Below are 17444 nucleotides of genomic sequence, written 5' to 3' on the forward strand. Positions count from 1 at the left end.
CACCCGGCTCCGGTTTAGGTGACGGCCGGCAGATTCATCCGCGCGGTGCGGTATTCGTCGACAATGCGATGCACGATCTCGGCCGCGGGCAGGACGCTGTCCACCAATCCGGCGGACTGTCCGGCCTCCAGCTTGCCCTCGGTGAGGTTCCCGTGCAGCGCCGCGTCCTTGAGCGTGCCGTCCTGGAAGGCCTTGCGCCGCACGGATTCTTCCGCGCCCGAGGTCTCCAGGTCGAGCATGCGCCCGGTGAAGTCGTTGTCCAGCGCGCGGACCACGCCGAGACCACGGCCGACCGTGCGGGTGCTGTCGACGCCGGCGGAAACCACCGCCTGTTTGTAGGCGGGGTGCACACTGGCCTCGGTGCTGGCCAGGAACCTGGTGCCGAACTGGGCCGCGCCGGCACCGAGAGCCAGTATCGCGGCCAGCCCGGCGCCGTCGGCGATGCCGCCGGAGGCGATCACCGGCACTTCCGGGACCGCACGGGTCACGGCACGCACGAGGACCTGGGTGGTGACCATCGCGGGCGGTGGATGGCCGCCGGCTTCGGCGCCGACGACGACGAGCGCGTCCACACCCGCGTCCGCTGCCTTGCGTGCGTGCTCGACCCCGGCGACCACGTGCAGGCAGCGCGTACCGGCGTCGTGGAATCGCGCGAGGTAGCGTCGCGGACCGCCCTGCGAAGCGATCAGCACCGGGGGACGGTGCGCGAGCAGCGCTTCGATCACTTCGTCCGCCCCGGCGCGGTACAGCGGAAGGTTGACCGCCCACGGCCGGTCCGTCCCCGCGGCCATTTCGGCCAGGGTGCGTTCCAGATCGGGTAGCCGCATCGGGCCTGCCGCAACCACGCCGAGTCCGCCGGCACTGCTGACCGCGAGCGGCAGCGCCGAACTGGACGACGCCCACGACATACCGGCTTGCACGATCGGCAGGTCGGTGCCGAGCAGCCGCGTCACCGGCGTCTCGATGCGGTTCACGCGTCCACCTCCGCCTGCTCCAGCAACATGCGGGCGTGCGCGGCGAGCCGGTTTTTCTGCACCTTCGAACTCGCCGTCATGCCGATGCCCTCGAAGCCGTCGACGATCCGCAGGTGCCGCGGCACCTTGAACCCGGCCATCCGCTGCCGCGTCCACGCCAGCAGCTCGGCCTCGGTGACGCCGGGTTCGGTGAGCACGACGAAGGCGAACGGCACCTCGACCAGCCGGGCGTCCGGCACGCCGACGACGGCCGCCTGCCGGACCAGCGGGTGCCGGTGCAGGGTGTCCTCGATGTCGGCGGGCGCGACGTTCTCCCCGCCGACGCGGATGATGTCCTTGGTCCGGCCGGTGAAGTGGAACCGGCCGGTCTCGTCGAGCAGACCGACGTCGCCGGTGGCCAGCCAGCCCTCGGCGTCGATCGTTTCGGCGGTCTGCACCGGATCGTCGAGGTATCCGGCCATCACGTTCCAGCCGCGCACCAGCACCGAGCCCGGCTCGCCGGGCCCGCAGTCGCGGCTGTCGTCCAACGCGCGGATCCGGACCTCGACGCCCGGTTCGACGGCCATCGCACCGGACGCGCGGATTTCGTCGGACTCCCACCACGCCGACTGCGCGACGTTCGGCGAGGCCTCCGAAAGGCCGTATCCGGCAACGCATTCCCGTGCGCCGAGTTCGTCGATGACCCGCCGGATCACGGTGCGGGAGGCGGCCACCCATGCGCCGCGCAGGCACAGCTCGCGGCGGGCGAGGTCGGGGTGGTTGAGCAGCAGCAGCGCGATCGTGTCGTTGCCGGAGAAGTGCGTGCAACGTTCGGCTTCCAGCAACCGCAACGCTTCGGCCGGTTCGAACTTCGGCATCGTGACCAGGGTGGTGGCGTGCTGGGCCGAGGCCAGCACGGACAGCGTGCTGCCGGCGACGTGGAAGAACGGCCGGGCCGAGTGGAACCGATCGCCCGGACGCAGGCCAAGGCGCGCACCGGAGAAGAACGCGTCCGCGCACATGCTGCGGTGCGTGAGCAGGACGCCCTTCGGCCGGGAGGTGGTGCCGGAGGTGTACTGCACCAACAGGATGTCCTCGGGGACGGCCGTGGGTGCCGGGGCGGGACCGGCGTCGAGGAAGTCCGCCCATGCCGTCGCGAACTTCGGCACGTCTTCGCCGAGCACGACGACCGATTCCAGCGCCGGCAACGTTTCGCAGCCGTCCGCCCCGATGCCGAGCCCGGCCAGCACTGCGGTGAAATCGACGTTGAGCACCCGGCCGGCGACGAACAGCGTGCGGACCCGGGCGTGGGCGAGCGTGTAGTGCACCTCTTCGGCGGTGAACCGGGTGTTGACCGGTACCGCCACCGCACCGGCCGCACCGACGGCGAGGAACAGCGCCACCCAGTCCGGGCCGTTGCCGAGGCAGATGCCGACGCGGTCGCCGTGGCCGATCCCGGCCGCGGCGAGTCCACCGCGGATGCGCTCGACCCGTGCCGCCAGCTCGCCGTAGGTGATCCGCTCCTCGGCCGTGACGACGGCCTCCACATCCGGCGCGAGCAGCGCCGCGCGGGCCAGTACCTCGTGCGTCGTGAGTGGACAGACGGTGCGCAGCGCGGTCACTTCTCTTCTCCGTTCCCGGCGGCGAAGCGGGCGACGCCCTCGCGCCAGCCGCCGTCGGCGAGGCACTGTTCGATGGCCGCCAGCTCGATCCGGATGCCGCGGTCCAGGTCGGTTTCCGCGCCGAGATCGACCGCACGTTTGGTCAGCGAAATGGCCAGCGGCGGGGCTTTCGCGATGGCGGCGGCCGTTTCGTCCCCGGCAGTGGCGAGCTCGCCGGACGGGACGACGCGGGTGACGATGCCGAGCCCGGCTGCCTCGGCCGCGTCGAGCGGACGATTGGTGAACAGCAGTTCCTTGGCCCGGCGCTTGCCGATCACGCGCTGCAGACGCTGCGTCGCGCCGACCGTGCCCCAGTGCGGCTCGGGGAAGCGGAAAACGGTGCCCTCGGCGGCGATCGCGAAATCCGCGGCCAGGGTGATCTCGCCACCCGACCCGACGACCGCGCCCTGGACCAGCGCGACCACCGGCACCCGGCACTGCTCGATCGCGGCGTACGCGGCGAAGGCGGCGACCCGGCGGCGCCGCACCCATGCGGCGTCCTTGCCAGTGCGCTCCTTGAGGTCGGCTCCTGCGCAGAACACCGGACCCCGCGCGCTCACCAGCACCACCCGGACGTCGTCGGCGGCGTCGATCTCTTCGAAGGCGGCACGCAGCTGACGGCACATCGGCAGGTCGAGCGCGTTGCGGGCGTCGGGCCGGGCCAGCTCGACGCGCGCGATGCCGTCGGCGACTTCGAGGCGGACCCGCTCCGGCTCGTCCATCAGATCACCCCCGCGGCCCGCAGGCCTTCGATTTCTTCGCCGCCTAGTCCGGCCAGGTTCGCCAGCACGTCGTCGGTGTCGGCGCCCAGCATCGGCGGCACCCCCGGGGCCGGGGGCTCTCCGGCAGTCTCACGCAACGGCGTCCGCAGCGCCGGGAAGGGACCCTCGGCGGGGTGGGTGAACTCGCCGACGACCCCGCGCGCCACCGTGTGCGGATCGGCCAGTGCTTCCCGTACCGAGCGGACGGCGCCGGCCGGGACGTCGGCTGCGAGCAGCTCCTTCACCAGCGGGTCGCGGTCGTGCTGTGCGATCGCGCCGCGCAGTGCCTTCATCACCCGGTCCCGTTGCTCGACGCGGCCGGAGTTGTCCTGCAGCAACGGATCCTCGGCCAGTCCGGCGAGCCCGAGCACCCGGCACAGCGGCCTCCAGTGCCGGTCGCTGCCGCTGATGTGCAGCCATCCACCGTCGCCTGCCTGGAATGCCGCCGACGGCACCCGGCCCGGATGCTCGGTGCCGGTCCGCACGGGGTCCTCGCCGAAGGCGAAGAGCCGGGCCGCGTTCAGCGCGTGCAGGCTGAGCTGGACGTCCATCATGGACACGTCGAGGTGGCGGCCCCGCCCGGTCGCGGTCCGCCCGGCCAGCCCGGACAGCACCGCGACCAGCACCCAGAGCCCGGAAGTCATGTCCGCCACCGGGATGCCGGTCTTCGACGGCGGTCCGCCGGGTTCTCCGGTCATCGCCATCACCCCGGACAGCGCCTGGAACACGGTGTCGTAACCCTTGCGTGCACGGTCCGGCCCGGTCTGGCCGAACCCGGTCGCGGACACGTAGACCAGACCGGGGTTGCCGCCGCAGAGGTCGGCGTACCCGAGGCCGAGCCGGTCCAGCACGCCGGGCAGGAAGTTCTCCACGACGACGTCGGCGCGGGCGGCGAGCCGGCGCGCGACGTCGCGGCCGCGCGGGTCCTTGAGATCGAGCGTGACCGACTTCTTGCCGCGGTTGAAGGCGAAGAAGTACGCGCTTTCCCCGTGCGGTAACCGGGGTTCGAAGCCGCGGGTCTCGTCGCCGGATCCCGGCCGTTCCACCTTGACCACGGTGGCGCCCAGTTCGGCGAGGGCCTGGGTCGCGAGCGGGGCGGCGAGGACCCGGGAGAAATCCAGCACGGTGACGCCATCGAGCGGGCCGGTCATCCGCGGAACCCCCGCATCAGCGCGTTGACGTCCTGGCCCGCGCGCATTGCGGCGTCCGTCGGCAGGTCCGCGACGCGGTAGAACAGATCCTTCGCCGCGGCGATCGCCCGTGGCTCGAGCTCGGCCCAGCGCTGGGCGATCCCGAGCGCGGTGGCCGGCACCTCGGCGGGTTCGACCACGCGATTGACCAGGCCGTGCTCGGCGGCTTCGGCGGCGGTGAGCAGGCGGCCGGTGCTGACCAGCTCGAACGCGAGCTTGCGGCCGAGGTGCTGGACCAGTCCGGTCATCACCAGCGCGGGCACGATGGAGTGCGTCAGCTCCGGGTACCCGAACTTCAGATCGGTGCCCGCGACGACCAGGTCCGCGCCGATCGCCAGGCCGGCCCCGCCGCCGACCGCGGCGCCGCGCACCGCGGAGACCACCGGGACCCGCAGCTGCCGCGCCTGCACCTGCAGCCTGGCGGTGAGTGCGGCCCGTTCCAGCACGGCCTCGGGCCGATCGGGGGTCAGCGAGGAGAACTCGCCGAGGTCGGCACCCGCGCAGAACCCGCGACCGACACCGGTCAGCACCACGGCCCGGACGTCGCGGTCGGCGTCGGCGGCGGTGAACGCCCGGCTCAGCGCGCGGGTCAGCGCGGTGTCGAGTGCGTTGAGCTTCTCGGGCCGGTTCAGCGTCAGGACGCGGACGGGGCCGAAGTCCTCGGTGCGCAGCACCTCGGTGGCGCGCTCGGCGCCGGTCGGGACGGTCACGGGTTCTCCTGGCTCGGATTCGGGTTCGGGATCAGGCGGTGTGGATCGGGCGGTTCGGCGCGGCCGGTGTGACGGTGGGTCCGGCGGTGCGGCAGGGCAGGTGTGGCGTCGACCGGGGCGGGGCGGGCAGGTCACGCGGTGGCGCTGCGGACGGTCGCGGTGGTGGTAGTACCGGCGGTGCGGGCGAATCCGGCGCGGGCGACCATGCTGTGCAGCGGTCTGCCGAGCGCGTCTTCGCAGGCGGCCGAGGCAGCCGCGAGCCGGTCGAGGTCGAGGCCCGTTTCGACACCCATCGCGTCGAACAGGGAGACCAGGTCCTCGGTGCAGACATTGCCGGTGAGCCCGGCGCCGTAGCGGATGCCGGACGGATGGCCGCCGACGCCGCCGAGCGCGGTGTCGAAGTTCCGGCAGCCGGCTTCGAGCGCCGCAACGGCGTTCGCGATCCCGGTGCCGCGGGTGTTGTGGAAGTGCGCGACCACGCCGAGCCCGGGGTGCTCGCGTCCGAGCCGGGCGAACAGCGCACGGACCGACGGCGGGGTCGCGACGCCGGTGGTGTCGCCGAGCGTCACCAGGTCGGCACCGAGGTCGGCGAACCGGGCGACGTCCTCGGCGACCCGGCCGGGGTCGACCGCGCCTTCGAACGGACAGCCGAACGCCACCGACACCACGCCCACCAGCCGGAACCGGCCGCCGGCCAGCCGGATCATCTCGGCGACGCGTTCCCACTGCCCGGCACGGGTGGTGCGCAGGTTGCGCTCGGTGTGGCTCTCGCTGGCCGAGACCAGCAGGCTCAGCTCCTCGGCGCCGTGCCCGGCGTCGAGATCCTCGAGCGCCCGCGACACCGCGCGCGGATTCGGGCAGGTCGCCTTGAACGCGACGCCCTGGCGACGGGTGATCGCGGCGAGCACCCCGGATGCGTCCGAGAACCCCGGTACCCGCTCCGGATGGCTGTAGCTCGTCGCCTCGATCCGCCGGAAACCCGCCTCCGCGAACGAATCCAGCAGTGCGACCTTCGTCGCGGTCGGCACGAACTCCGGTTCGTGCTGCAGCCCGTCGCGGGCGAAGCACTCGCAGATCGTGACGGCGTCGGACATCGGGCCACCTCCTCGTCGGTGGCTCCAGAACTACGCGTATGTGTTGATAAAGTCAACAGTCAAGATCAGCCGGGTGGGCTCGTTCACGTTCCTCGACGGCCAGTGCGAGCCCGGCCAGCTTGTCCAGTGCGCCGAGCAGGGTCGCCGACTCCTCGGCGGTCAGCGCGGCCAGGAACTCCGCGTCGCGCTCGTTCGCCGCGGCGATCAGCCCGCGGTAGACGCGGGTGCCCTCGGTGGTCAGGGCGAGCTGTGAGGTGCGGCCCGATCCGGCCGTCCGGTCGACGAGACCGCGTTCGGTCAGCCGGCTGACCACCCGGCTCATCTGCGCTTTGTCCAGTCCCGCACGGCGGGCGAGGCGGTTGAGGGTCAGTGTGGGGTCGGCCGCGATGAGCGAGATCGCCCGCCATTCGCCGAGGCTGACGTCGAACTCCCGCCGGTAGCGCAGTGCCGCACTGCGCGACATCGCCGACGACGTGCGGGAGAGCCGGTAGGAGAGAAGTCCGGAGATCGGCACGAGGTCTCGGCCGTCCGCGCGTTCCGCCATGGTCGGTCATCGTAGCTGTTCCCGAGTAGGTGTTGACAAACTCAACACGCGATACGGACACTGTGGCACTGCCGCCTGCTCCGGCGACACCGCCCCGCCTGACAAAGGAGTCGAGTAGCCGTGGCCGAACCCCCTGCCGTCGCCGGACGGTCCGCAGCGGCGGTGGCCGGCGTCGACCGCAAGTCGACGTACCGGACCATCGCCCTGCGGGTCATGCCGTTGCTGGTGATCTGTTACGTGGTCAGCTTCATCGACCGCACCAACATCGGGATCGCACAGCAGGGCCTCGAGCGCGATCTCGGGTTCGGTTCGGCGGTCTACGGGCTCGGCGTCACGCTGTTCTTCGTCGGCTTCATCCTGTTCGAGGTGCCCAGCAACGCACTGCTGGCGCGGATCGGCGCGCGCAAGACGCTGGTCCGGATCATGGCCTCGTGGGGCGTGGTGACGATCGTGACCATGTTCGTCCGCGACGACACCACGTTCTACCTCGCGCGGTTCCTGCTCGGCGTCGCCGAAGCCGGCTTCTTCCCCGGTGCGCTCTACCTGCTCTCGCGCTGGTTCCCGTCGGCCCGCCGGACGCGGATGACCGCGATCTTCTTCATCGGTGTCCCGGTCTCGGGGGTGCTCGGCTCGCTCGTGTCGGGCTGGGTCATGCACGCGCTCGGCGGTGTCGCCGGCCTCGCCGACTGGCAGTGGCTGTTCCTGGTGGAGGGCATCCCGCCGGTCCTGCTCGCGCTGCTGGTGCTGTTCTTCCTCTCCGACGAGCCGGAGCAGGCGAAGTGGCTTACCCCGGCGCAGAAGGCGGCGGTCCGGGCGGATCTGGACGAGGACCGGCGCGGCAAGGGGGAGCAGCGCCGTCGGGCCGGCGGCCCGTTCGCGGCGCTGCGTGACCCGAAGGTCTGGATACTGGGCCTGTGCGCCTGCGGTGCCTACACCCTGGCGAACGCCGTGTCGTACTGGACGCCGCGGATCATCGCCGAGGCCGGCGTCGGCGATGTGCTGAACCTCGGGTTCTTCTCGGCGATCCCGCCGTTGCTCGGCATCGTGGTGATGCTGCTCGTCGGCAGGCACTCCGACCGGACCCTGGAACGGCGCTGGCACGCGGCGGTGAGCTGGATTGTGGCAGCGGTGGCAATGCTGGTGCTCGCGTTCTCGGGCGGCAACGTCGTGGTGGTGATCCTGCTGCTCGCGGTGATGGCCGCAGCGCACTACTCCGGGCTGACGGTCTTCTACTCGATCCCGTCGATCTACCTGGGTGAACGCGCGGCAGCCACGGGAATCGCAGTGGTGACGTCGATGGGCTCCTTCGCCGCGGCAGCGTCCCCTTCGCTGCTCGGCTTCATCCAGTCCGCGACCGGCAGCCTCTCCCTGGGCCTGGTGATCAGCGCGGGAATCGTGCTGCTGGCGGTGATCGTCCTGCTGATCGGCGTGAAGGCGACCGATTTGAAGGAGAAACACCGCTGACCCTCTGGCGAGCTCATCCCGGGTCGTACCGGCTGCCCGGGGTCAGCGAAACGCGGGGCCGGTGAACCGGCCGGACAGGAAGTACCCGAAGACCGCCGACGGATCCCCGGCGACGTGGGTGTTCTGCAGGACCTTCAGCACGTGCTCGCCTTCCGTCGTGCGGATCGTCATCCGGCCCCGGCCCGCGACGAGCTTGCGGTACTCCGCCGAGATGATCCGGTCCCAGCCCACGAACGTCTTGCGCGGTGACGTGAGCAGGCCGTCGACTCCGTTGCGAAGCACCTTCTCGATGAAGGGGCTGCCGTAGAGCTCGTCGGCATGGGCAGCACCGACGATCGTGCCGAGCGCGACACCGGCCCCGATGCCCACCCCCTGCAGGAGCGCGATCGCTCCGGCCTTACCGGACACGATGGCCTGGTGGATCACCACGCCCCGACCGAGAACGACGACGATCCGTCCCATCCCCGCCGGTGCCCACGCGGCGAGCACCGCATCGGCAGGCGGCCGCTCCGTCGGTTCCACACGTCCTCCGGGATGAGCCCTGCGCACGACCGGAACAGGCAGCTTACGGAGCGGGACCGGTCCGCCGCACGCGGACCGCCGACGGAGCCGGCCGCAGTCCCGGCCGGCGGGCGCTCTGCCGGTAAGCTGCTGAACAATAGTAAGCTTGGCCGATGACCGACGCGAACCGTCTGGAAACGGCCCTCAGCCTGCTTGCGCACGATACGTTCGCGCAGAACTGCCCGAGCCGGAAGATCCTCGACCACGTCACCAGCCGCTGGGGCACCCTCGTGCTCGCGGCCCTGGTCGAAAGCCCGTACCGGTTCGCGCAGCTGCGCGACAAGGTGGCTGGGATCAGCGAGAAAATGCTGTCGCAGACACTCAAGCAGCTCGTCCGGTACGGGCTCGTCGACCGGCAGGTGGAGGCGACCGTGCCGCCGCAGGTCACCTACTCGCTCACCAAGCTCGGCTTCGAACTCGCGACTCCGCTGTGCGAGCTCATCCACTGGATCGGGCAACACACCGACGACCTGTTCGCCGCACAGCGCAGCTACGACGAACAGGTGGCGCACTGAGCCGGGTCAGCGGGCGTTCGCGAGAGCTTCGGCGAGGGTCGTGGTCGGGCGGCCGATCAGCTTCCGCAGGTCGCTGCTGTCGGTGAACAGCTCGCCCAGGGCGAGTCCGCGGTCGGCGTCGGCGATGGTGTCGGCGAACTCGGCGGGCAGCCCGGCTTCCCGGTAGATCTCGGCCAGCCGGGTCACCGGCACATCCTGGTAAGGGATTTCCTCACCGGTCGCCGACGAGACGGCTGCGGCCAGTTCGGCGAGCGTGAACGCGGAGTCCCCGCCCAGTTCGTACACCGCCCCGGCGTGGTCTTCGCCGGTCAGCACGACCGCGGCGGCCTCCGCGTAGTCGGCGCGGGACGCTGCGCTCACCCGTCCGTCGCGTGCGGCTCCGACGATCACCCCGTTCTGCCGGTAGAGCGGCAGCTGCTCGGTGTAGTTGTCCAGGTACCAGCCGTTGCGGAGGATGACCGCGTTACGGTGGCGCTCGCGCAGGTATTGCTCGGTCTCCCAGTGGCTCCGGCCGAGTGTCATGGTGGTCGCTTCGGCCCGCAGTGTGCTCGTGTAGGCGATGAGCGACACCCCGGCCGCCCCCGCGGCGTCGATGGCCCGCTGGTGGTTGCCGATCCGCTCGCTCGGTGTGGTCGCGGAAACGAGCAGCAGCTTCTCCGCGCCGGCGAACGCCTCCTGCAGACTGGCCGTGTCCGCGAAATCGGCGCGGCGGGTCACCACGCCACGGTCGGCGAGGTCCTTGATCTTCTCGACCGAGCGGCCGGCGGCCACGATGCCGCCGGGCGCGACCCCGCGGCGCAGCAGCGCTTCCACCACGAGCCTGCCGAGATGACCGGTTGCCCCGGTGACGACGATTGACATTGTCGAAATCCCCTTTCGTGCTTTCCGGTCTCCAGCCAACGCCGACCTTCGCCGCCGGGGAAGGACGCACTGCCCGGTAAGCAGCGAACCGGGCGGAAAGGCACGAGCTGAGAAGACGGCAGGACCCGGCGGGTGTGAGCAAGGCCATCCGCACCCCCCGCAGCAAGGAGGCCGATTCCGCGGACGCGGTTGGGGGTGGGCCGGTTGCGCGGAGCGCGGGTGGTGAGGGGCTGATCTCGCGGGGGTGCGGGTGGTGAGGGGCTGATCTCGCGAGGGGTGCGGGTGGTGAGGGGTTGATCTCGCGAGGGGTGCGGGTGATGTGGGGCTGATCTCGCGAGGGGTGCGGGTGATGTGGGGCTGATCTCGCGGGGGTGCGGGTGATGTGGGATGGGCCGATTCCGCGGAGCGTGGGCGTTTCCGCCGTTGTGTCGTCGAGTCGGGTTCGCTGCTGTGCCACTGGTCCCGGCTTGTCGGTGCGGCACCGGCACCGGCACCGGCCCCGGTTTCGGGGCGGTTGTGTGGGGTCGGTTAGGTTAGTCTTACCTCGCACCGCGCCCGGCTGCGGAGCCCGGCAGAAAGGTCCGTCCTCACCATGAAGAAGCCTGCACTCCTCGGCGTGTTCTCCGCTGCGGTCCTTCTCCTGCTGACCGCGTGCTCGAGCGGTTCGGAACCCGCGAAACCCGCAGGCACCGGGGACACCGCCGGTGGCGTGTTCCCGGTGACCGTGCCGACGAAGTTCGGCGACGTCACCGTTGCGGAAAAGCCCGAGCGGGTCGTGGCACTCGGCTGGGGCGACGCGGAGACCGCGCTCGAACTGGGCGTCCAGCCGGTCGGGGCGTCGGACTGGCTGCAGTTCGGCGGTTCCGGGGTCGGCTCGTGGGACGCGGGCAAGTACCAGACCCCGCCGCAGCTCATCCAGACCCAGGATCCCAGCTACGAGAAGGTCGCCGCGCTCAAGCCCGACCTGATCCTCGACGTGCGCGGCTCCGGCGACCAGCACCGGCACGATCTGCTGTCCAAGATCGCCCCCACGATCGGTGTCCCGTCCGGCAAGGACAACTACCTCACCACCACCGAGGAGGAGACCACCACCATCGCCACCGCGCTCGGCCGGAAGCAGCAGGGCGCGGAGCTGCTGGCGAAGGTGGACAAGGCGTTCTCCGCCGCGGCCGCGGCGCATCCGGGGTGGAAAGGCAAGTCCGTCACGGTCGCCACCCGTACGTCGGAGGGCTGGGGCGCCTACACCCAGGGCGACGTGCGCCTCGGATTCCTGCAGAAGCTCGGATTCAGCCAGTCGCCTGCCATCGCGAAGCTCAAGCCGAACTCCAGCGGCTTCGCCACCTCGATCTCGGGGGAACAGCTCGGTCTCCTCGACGCGGACCTGATCGTCGCCTTCCCGATCTTCCTCGATCCGAAGCAGATCACCGACGAACCGCAGTGGAAGCTGATCCCCGCGGTGAGCGCAGGCCGCTCGACGCTGATCACCGGTGAGCTGTCGAACGCCTTCTCCGCCGGGACCCCGGGTGCCCAGCTCTACGCGCTCGACAAGCTCGTACCGCTGATCGAGAAGACCGGCCTCAAATAGCCGTACCCGCCGTTGCTGCCCGAGGTGTTGTGCGGCGGGTCGTCCGGTGCGTCGGGCAGTGCCAGACCTGCGCCGCGCTCCTCGGCCACGGCGGCGTGGCTCAGCCGCGCGGCGAAGTGCCGTCAGCGCTTCGTCCACTCCGGGTGTCGGCTGGGGTGTGCCGGTTTCCAGCCCAGCACGGTGCGGGCTCGTGCGTTGGTGGCGCCGCGCTGAGCGGTCATCTGGTGCACGGCCGTCCAGCCCAGCATGCGCCGCAGCATGTTCGCGGGGAGGGTTCGCGGGGGCGGTCCGCCCGCCAGTTCGGCGAATTCGGGCAGCCAGGTCGCGGCGGGTACCGGGTCGTCGTCGGTGATGTGGAAGACCCCGGTCACGGTGGATTCGACGGCGGCGAGGGTCGCCTGCGCCGCGTCCGAAACGTGCAGGAACGACGTGACCCCGCGGCCCTCGTCGGCGATCGGGTAACGCCCGCGTGCCAAGGCCGCGGAGAACGGGCTGTCCGGGGCGTACCGGGTGCCCGGTCCGTACAGGGTGCCGTAGCGCAGGGCGATGCCTGCCGTGCCGAGCACCTGCTGTTCCAGATCTGCGACAGCCCGGACGGTCGTTGCCCAGCCAGGGTCCGGCGCATCCACATACAGCGGCGCGCTCTCGTCGACGACCCACTCGCCGACCGGCTCGTGGGCGAAGGCGATGCTCTGCGCGACCAGCCGCCGGACGCCGGCCTCGGTGGCCGCTGCGATCAGGTTTGCCGTGCCCTCGGTGCGCAGCCGGGCGGTCGCCTCGAAGGAGTCCGTGCCGCGCAGCGCGGAAAGCTGGTGGACGACGACCTCCGGGCGGGCCGACCGGACGGCGGCCTGCACCGCGCGCGGATCCAGCGCGTCGGCGGTCAGCACGTCGTCGGCCCCGGTCTCCGCTGCCGCGCCGGGATCGCGGACCAGTGCGGTCACGTGATGGCCCGCGGCGCGCAGCACCGGCACGAGTGCCCGGCCGAGGACGCCGGTGGCGCCGGCGAGTGCGACGCGCATCGTCAGTCCTCCGTTTCGCCGACGCGCATCAGCAACCGGCAGGCCCGGTCGCCGTGGCGCAGGCAGCCGGTCGCCCGGTTCTCCACCAGTGCCACGCCCAGTCCGGCCGACCAGCCGGCGTGGATGTCGGTGCACGGGCACTCGTAGCCGTCGAGGGAACCGGCCATCCGGACCATGGTGACCGCGAAGTTCTGCCGCATGGTCAGCTCGACGAGGTCGTCGTCGAGCACCTGCACCCCGCCGTCGCGCAGTTCGTGCGGGAACATCCGGCCCGCGCACTCGTCGTAGCAGTCCCGCAGCTGCTCGATCCCGGACACCGGGGCACCGCCGTGCCTGCGGGCGACCTGCTTGCCGACGTGGGTGGCGACGAATCGCAGGGCCTCGGCGTTGATCTCGTTCGCCACCTCGTGGCCGAACCGCTTCGCCACGCCCTGGTACCAGCGGGCGTCGTGCAGCCACCACTGCCGGTACACCTGCATGGCGTCGGCCGGGGTCATCGGGCCTCACCGCGCAGCTCGCCGGCCGCGGCCCCGTGCCGGAAGCGCTTGCGCATCTCCCGTTTGAGCACCTTTCCGGTGGCGCCCTTGACGACATCCGCGGCGTTGAGCCGCAACGCCCTCGCCAGCACCGGGAGGTCGTGGGCGGTGAGCACATCGTTCACCCGCCGGGTCCAGGTCTCGTCGTCGCCCGTTTCGCCGGCGACCTGGAGCAGCACGTACGCCTCGGCCTGCCCGTCGCCGTCCCAGCCGGCGTCGACGCCGTCCGGCGCGACCGCGACCACGGTGCAATCGTCCAGTTCGGACAGTTCCCGCAGCAGCAGTTCCTCGGTGCGGGTGCTGAACACGAAACCGGCCGCGGTGCGGATCGCGTCCGGAGCCCGGTCCAGGTGGTAGAAGTTGCCCTCGTCGTCGCGATAGGACAGATCGCCGGTGAGCCAGTACCCGCCCAGCCGCAACCGGTGGAAGGTCAGCGAATCGTTCCAGTAGCCGGGGGTCAGCGTGGGGGAGCGCACGCCGAGCCTGCCGACCTCGCCCGCCGCAAGGGCAACGCCGTCCTCGGACAACACGGCCGCTTCGGCGAAACTGATCGGTTTCCCGATGCACCGGCCGTAGGCTTCGCTGCCCGGCCGGTGTCCGTTGTGGAACAGCGAGTAGCCGGTCTCGGACGAACCGAGCCCGTCGGTGAAGACGGAACCGGGTACCCGCCTGCGTTGCAGGTCCTTGCCGACGGTCAGGTGGCTGCCCTGGGCGATGAGGGCACGCACGTGTGCCTCGTGTGCCGCGTCACCGGTGTTGTACCAGGCTTCGATGCTGGACATCTCGCGCCCGCTCAGGTCGCTCGTGGCCATCTCACCGTAGGTGCCCGCGAAGGCGAACACGGTACTGGGCCGGAATTCCTCGATCGCGTCGAGCACGTCGGCACCACGCTGGCTGGACAACAGCCGGACCGGGGCGCGGAGCAGGAGCCCGAACAGCAGTACCGAGATGGCGGCGTTGTGCGATCCGGGCAACGCGACCAGCAGCCGTTCCATGGCCGCGCCGACGGACAGCCGCAGCCGGTACAACTGGGCGTACAGCAGGGTTTCGTGAGTGTGCGGCACCGCTTTCGGCATCCCGGTGGTACCCGAAGAGTGCGAGATGATGATCGGATCGGTGGCGTGGTGGCGGTAGGGGTAGCCCTCGGGCACCGGCTGCGGTCCGTCCGCGGCGATGTCCGCTGCGGTCACGCAGAACCGCAGCCCCAGCTCGTCCGGGTCACGGGCGAGGTCGCGGTGGTGCGCGGTGTCGGCCACCGCACCGACGGCGCCCTGGCGGCGCACGTACTCCCGCGCGATCTCCGGCCGCAGGTTGCCGTTGACGAACGACGGGATGGCGCCCAGCGACGTCAGCGCGAGGAAGTTGACGGCGAACTCGGTGCTGGAGAACGTCTGGATCGCGACCGGATCGCGGGGCCGGACTCCTCGCGCGTGGAACCAGCCGGCGTAGCTCGCGGCGACCTCGTGCAGCTCGCCGAGAGTCAGCACGGCCGGCCGCTGTCCGTCCGGGGACAGCCAGGTCCGGTCGGTCCACAGCACCGGCTCGTCGGTCGGGTAGCCGTACTCCTTGATCCGGTGCAGCACGCTGCCCGCGCCGAGTTCCTGGTCGGCCAGTATCCGGGCGCGTTCCTCTTTGGTGATCATCGGTGTGCTCCTGGGAATGGGCGGGCGGGATGGGCTCGGCCGTTGACCTCGGCCGGATCGAGCAGACGACGCAGTCCTTCGCCGGAAGCGGTTGCCGGGACTTCGGTGTGCGGGGGCCCGGTCTCCGGCTGCCCGGAGTCCCGGGTGACCAGGTGTGCGACGGCCAGGTCCTCGGCCGGTGGCGTGACGCCCAGTTCGGCGCTGGCGGCGATCGTGCGCTCGCCCGCGGCCAGTTCGGCGCCGACGAGCAGCACGTGGTCGATCTCGCCGTCGTCGAGCAGTAGTTCGGCGGTGGCCACGAGTTCTTCCACCGGGTCCGGTGTGGACAGTGCGAGCAGCGGCCCGGTCAAGGCGAACTGCGTGCTGATGTGGCCGAGGATCGCGTTCGCGGTGGCCTGCATGAACAGGATCGCGTTGTGCACCCGGCCCGCGACCAGCTGCCTGCTGGCGAGGTCGGCGGTGGTCGTGTCGCCGAACAGACTGGCCAGCACCACCGCGGTGCGGGCACCGTCGAGGGCCCGGCCGGTCAGGCACTGCCACGCCGCGCGATGCACGAGCGGGTTGAACTCCGACTCGATGAAGCCGGTCAGCACGGGTGCATCGGCGGTGTCGTGCGGGGTGGCGAGTGCCGAAGCGAGTACGCGCAGGCGGGTTCCGGGTCCGGTCATCGGCGCTCCAGCAGCAGAGCGGTGTTGGCGCCGCCGAAGGCCGCGTTCACGGTCAGCGCCCGCCACACGTCCGCGCGGCGCGGCTGGTTGGGCACGACGTCGAGGTCGCAGTCCGGATCCGGGGCGGTGTAGCCCGCGGTGGGCGGCAGCACGCCGTCGAGCATCGCCATCATCGTGATCACGAACTCGACCGCACCGGCCGCCTCGAGCAGGTGCCCGGTCGCGCCTTTGGTGGAGCTGACCGGTACCGCGTCCGCGCGGCTGCCGAAGACCGTGCGCAGTCCGGCGGTCTCGGCCGGGTCGTTGGTTTTCGTCGCCGTGCCGTGCGCGTTGACGTAGTCGACCCACCGGCCGTCGGGATCACCGGCCCGGCGCAGCGCCTGGCCTGCCGCGGAGGCAAGGCCGCGGGCCTGCGGATGTGGCCGGGCGACGTGGTGCGCATCGGCGGCCATGCCCCAGCCGATCACGGCGGCGAGCGGCCGGGCACCCCGGCGCCGTGCGGTGTCGCCTGCTTCCAGCACGATCGCGGCCGCGCCGTCGCCGAGCAGCAGCCCGCTGCGACCGGCGCTGAACGGACGCACTACGCCGTCACGCGAGAACGCCATGCCGGAGTCGAACTTCGCGAAGTTCTCCTCCTCCACCAGATAGCCGCCCGCGCACACGGCGGAGTCGAGCCGTCCGGTGGCGATGAGCCGGCACGCGTGGATGATCGCCACCGCCGAGGCGACGCACGCGTTGGTGAAGGCCAGCCGCGGACCGCGCGCGCCGACGTGCTCGGCGACCAGATCGGCCTGCCGGGCCGCCACCGTGTCACCGGCTGTGCTGCCGGAGGTGTGCTCGGCGCGCCGCCAGAATCCGGTGACTCCGGTGAAATCTCCCGCGGTGCCGACCAGCACGGCGGTGTCCTCGCCGGCCGGATGACCGGCGGCGGCCACCGCGTCACCGGCGCACTTGCTCAGCGCGTCGCGCAGCGAGCCCGGTCCCGGGGTTCCGTCGGTGGCGGCGACCGATGCCCGGAACGGCGCGGTGTCGAACCGGGTGACCGGGGCGAGCGCCGAACGGCCGCCGAACACCCCGTGGCGAGTTGCCTCGGCACCTTCGCCGAACCCGGTGCGTACCGCGAATCCGGTGACCACCACTTCACGGTTCATTGCTGCCCGCATCCGCCTGCACTCCGCGCAGCCATTCGGTGATGCTCCGCACGGACGTGCATTCGCCGAGAACTTCGTCGGACGGCGTGACGATCAACCCGTGGTGCTGTTCGACCAGGTGCAGCAGCCAGACGAGGCTGAGCGAGTCGAGCGTGAGTTCGGTGTCGTCGGTCAGCTCGGCCGGGACGTGCGGCTGCAGCTTCGCATCCTGCAGCAGTGCCCGGACCGCACCCGTGGTGACCTCCGGCCTCATCCGGCGGCCCCTCGCTCGACCAGGTCGGCCACCAGTTCCCGCAACGTCATCGCGCCGAACGGTTCGATGCTGGTTTCCGGGAATTCGACGCCGAAACGCTGTTCGAGCCGGATGGTCAGCTCGATCAGGCTCAGCGAGTCCAGGTCGATCCCGCCCGCCCCCATCGGGCTGTCGTCGGTGATCGACTCGGCGGGCACCGGATGGTTCATGTCCTTGCCGAGGGTGCTCAACACGAACTCGCGGATCTCGGTTTCCAGGTTGACGGGCATCAT

The 17444-nt window shown here is 71.2% G+C and carries 19 protein-coding genes; 3 read left to right on the top strand and 16 right to left on the bottom strand.

Annotated features, from left to right (window positions below; genetic code table 11):
* Positions 1 to 14: 14 nt before the first annotated feature.
* From ABD793_RS02840 to ABD793_RS02870, 7 genes are all read right to left on the bottom strand, one after another.
* A complete protein-coding gene (locus ABD793_RS02840; RefSeq protein WP_344854929.1) occupies positions 15 to 974 on the bottom strand; it encodes an NAD(P)H-dependent flavin oxidoreductase in 960 nt (319 codons plus the stop codon).
* The gene (locus ABD793_RS02845; RefSeq protein ID WP_344854930.1) at positions 971 to 2575 is read right to left on the bottom strand and encodes an AMP-binding protein; all 1605 of its coding nucleotides are present in this window, start codon (positions 2573 to 2575) and stop codon (positions 971 to 973) included. Before ABD793_RS02845 ends, ABD793_RS02840 begins: the two co-directional genes overlap by 4 nt.
* Complete coding sequence (locus ABD793_RS02850; RefSeq protein ID WP_344854931.1) at positions 2572 to 3336, bottom strand: enoyl-CoA hydratase/isomerase family protein; 765 nt, start codon at positions 3334 to 3336, stop codon at positions 2572 to 2574. The genes ABD793_RS02845 and ABD793_RS02850 overlap by 4 nt, the downstream gene beginning before the upstream one ends.
* Complete coding sequence (locus tag ABD793_RS02855) at positions 3336 to 4526, bottom strand: CaiB/BaiF CoA transferase family protein (protein WP_344854932.1); 1191 nt, start codon at positions 4524 to 4526, stop codon at positions 3336 to 3338. The genes ABD793_RS02850 and ABD793_RS02855 overlap by 1 nt, the downstream gene beginning before the upstream one ends.
* On the bottom strand, positions 4523 to 5275 hold the full coding sequence (locus ABD793_RS02860; RefSeq protein WP_344854933.1) for an enoyl-CoA hydratase/isomerase family protein: 753 nt from the start codon (positions 5273 to 5275) through the stop codon (positions 4523 to 4525). The genes ABD793_RS02855 and ABD793_RS02860 overlap by 4 nt, the downstream gene beginning before the upstream one ends.
* Positions 5276 to 5406: 131 nt before the next feature.
* Positions 5407 to 6369 (bottom strand): hydroxymethylglutaryl-CoA lyase, encoded by a 963-nt coding sequence (locus ABD793_RS02865; protein ID WP_344854934.1) that lies wholly within the window; start codon positions 6367 to 6369, stop codon positions 5407 to 5409.
* Between the two features lie 52 nt (positions 6370 to 6421).
* Positions 6422 to 6913, bottom strand: a complete 492-nt coding sequence (locus ABD793_RS02870; RefSeq protein ID WP_344854935.1) for a MarR family winged helix-turn-helix transcriptional regulator — start codon at positions 6911 to 6913, stop codon at positions 6422 to 6424.
* A gap of 120 nt (positions 6914 to 7033) precedes the next feature.
* On the opposite strand from ABD793_RS02870, the gene ABD793_RS02875 reads away from it, so the two are divergent.
* Positions 7034 to 8377 carry an MFS transporter gene (locus ABD793_RS02875; protein WP_344854936.1) on the top strand — a complete coding sequence of 448 codons (1344 nt, stop codon included), beginning with the start codon at positions 7034 to 7036 and terminating at the stop codon, positions 8375 to 8377.
* 42 nt (positions 8378 to 8419) lie between these two features.
* Here the strand turns inward: ABD793_RS02875 and ABD793_RS02880 are convergent, their stop codons facing one another.
* Complete coding sequence (locus tag ABD793_RS02880; RefSeq protein WP_344854937.1) at positions 8420 to 8899, bottom strand: hypothetical protein; 480 nt, start codon at positions 8897 to 8899, stop codon at positions 8420 to 8422.
* 152 nt (positions 8900 to 9051) lie between these two features.
* Between ABD793_RS02880 and ABD793_RS02885 the strand changes: the two genes are divergently transcribed.
* Positions 9052 to 9453, top strand: a complete 402-nt coding sequence (locus tag ABD793_RS02885; protein WP_344854939.1) for a winged helix-turn-helix transcriptional regulator — start codon at positions 9052 to 9054, stop codon at positions 9451 to 9453.
* Between the two features lie 6 nt (positions 9454 to 9459).
* On the opposite strand, the gene ABD793_RS02890 is transcribed toward ABD793_RS02885, so the two are convergent.
* Entirely contained in the window at positions 9460 to 10314 is an 855-nt protein-coding gene (locus tag ABD793_RS02890) for an SDR family oxidoreductase (protein ID WP_344854941.1), read from the bottom strand.
* A 592-nt stretch (positions 10315 to 10906) separates the two neighbouring features.
* On the opposite strand from ABD793_RS02890, the gene ABD793_RS02895 reads away from it, so the two are divergent.
* Positions 10907 to 11899, top strand: coding sequence for an ABC transporter substrate-binding protein (locus ABD793_RS02895; RefSeq protein ID WP_344854943.1), 993 nt, complete (start codon positions 10907 to 10909; stop codon positions 11897 to 11899).
* 122 nt (positions 11900 to 12021) lie between these two features.
* On the opposite strand, the gene ABD793_RS02900 is transcribed toward ABD793_RS02895, so the two are convergent.
* Genes ABD793_RS02900 through ABD793_RS02930 form a run of 7 tightly spaced genes read right to left on the bottom strand, consistent with a single transcriptional unit; the run spans position 12022 to position 17444 of the window.
* Entirely contained in the window at positions 12022 to 12921 is a 900-nt protein-coding gene (locus ABD793_RS02900; protein ID WP_344854945.1) for an NAD-dependent epimerase/dehydratase family protein, read from the bottom strand.
* A gap of 2 nt (positions 12922 to 12923) precedes the next feature.
* The gene (locus ABD793_RS02905; RefSeq protein ID WP_344854947.1) at positions 12924 to 13418 is read right to left on the bottom strand and encodes a DUF6125 family protein; all 495 of its coding nucleotides are present in this window, start codon (positions 13416 to 13418) and stop codon (positions 12924 to 12926) included.
* A complete protein-coding gene (locus ABD793_RS02910; RefSeq protein WP_344854949.1) occupies positions 13415 to 15100 on the bottom strand; it encodes a class I adenylate-forming enzyme family protein in 1686 nt (561 codons plus the stop codon). The genes ABD793_RS02905 and ABD793_RS02910 overlap by 4 nt, the downstream gene beginning before the upstream one ends.
* A complete protein-coding gene (locus ABD793_RS02915) occupies positions 15097 to 15768 on the bottom strand; it encodes a beta-ketoacyl synthase N-terminal-like domain-containing protein (RefSeq protein WP_344854951.1) in 672 nt (223 codons plus the stop codon). Before ABD793_RS02915 ends, ABD793_RS02910 begins: the two co-directional genes overlap by 4 nt.
* Positions 15765 to 16919, bottom strand: a complete 1155-nt coding sequence (locus tag ABD793_RS02920) for a beta-ketoacyl-[acyl-carrier-protein] synthase family protein (protein WP_344854953.1) — start codon at positions 16917 to 16919, stop codon at positions 15765 to 15767. Before ABD793_RS02920 ends, ABD793_RS02915 begins: the two co-directional genes overlap by 4 nt.
* The gene (locus tag ABD793_RS02925; RefSeq protein ID WP_344854955.1) at positions 16909 to 17172 is read right to left on the bottom strand and encodes a phosphopantetheine-binding protein; all 264 of its coding nucleotides are present in this window, start codon (positions 17170 to 17172) and stop codon (positions 16909 to 16911) included. The genes ABD793_RS02920 and ABD793_RS02925 overlap by 11 nt, the downstream gene beginning before the upstream one ends.
* Positions 17169 to 17444 (bottom strand): acyl carrier protein, encoded by a 276-nt coding sequence (locus ABD793_RS02930; protein ID WP_344854957.1) that lies wholly within the window; start codon positions 17442 to 17444, stop codon positions 17169 to 17171. Before ABD793_RS02930 ends, ABD793_RS02925 begins: the two co-directional genes overlap by 4 nt.

Origin of the sequence: Amycolatopsis ultiminotia (assembly GCF_039536925.1) — a bacterium.
Taxonomy (GTDB): Bacteria; Actinomycetota; Actinomycetes; order Mycobacteriales; family Pseudonocardiaceae; genus Amycolatopsis; species Amycolatopsis ultiminotia.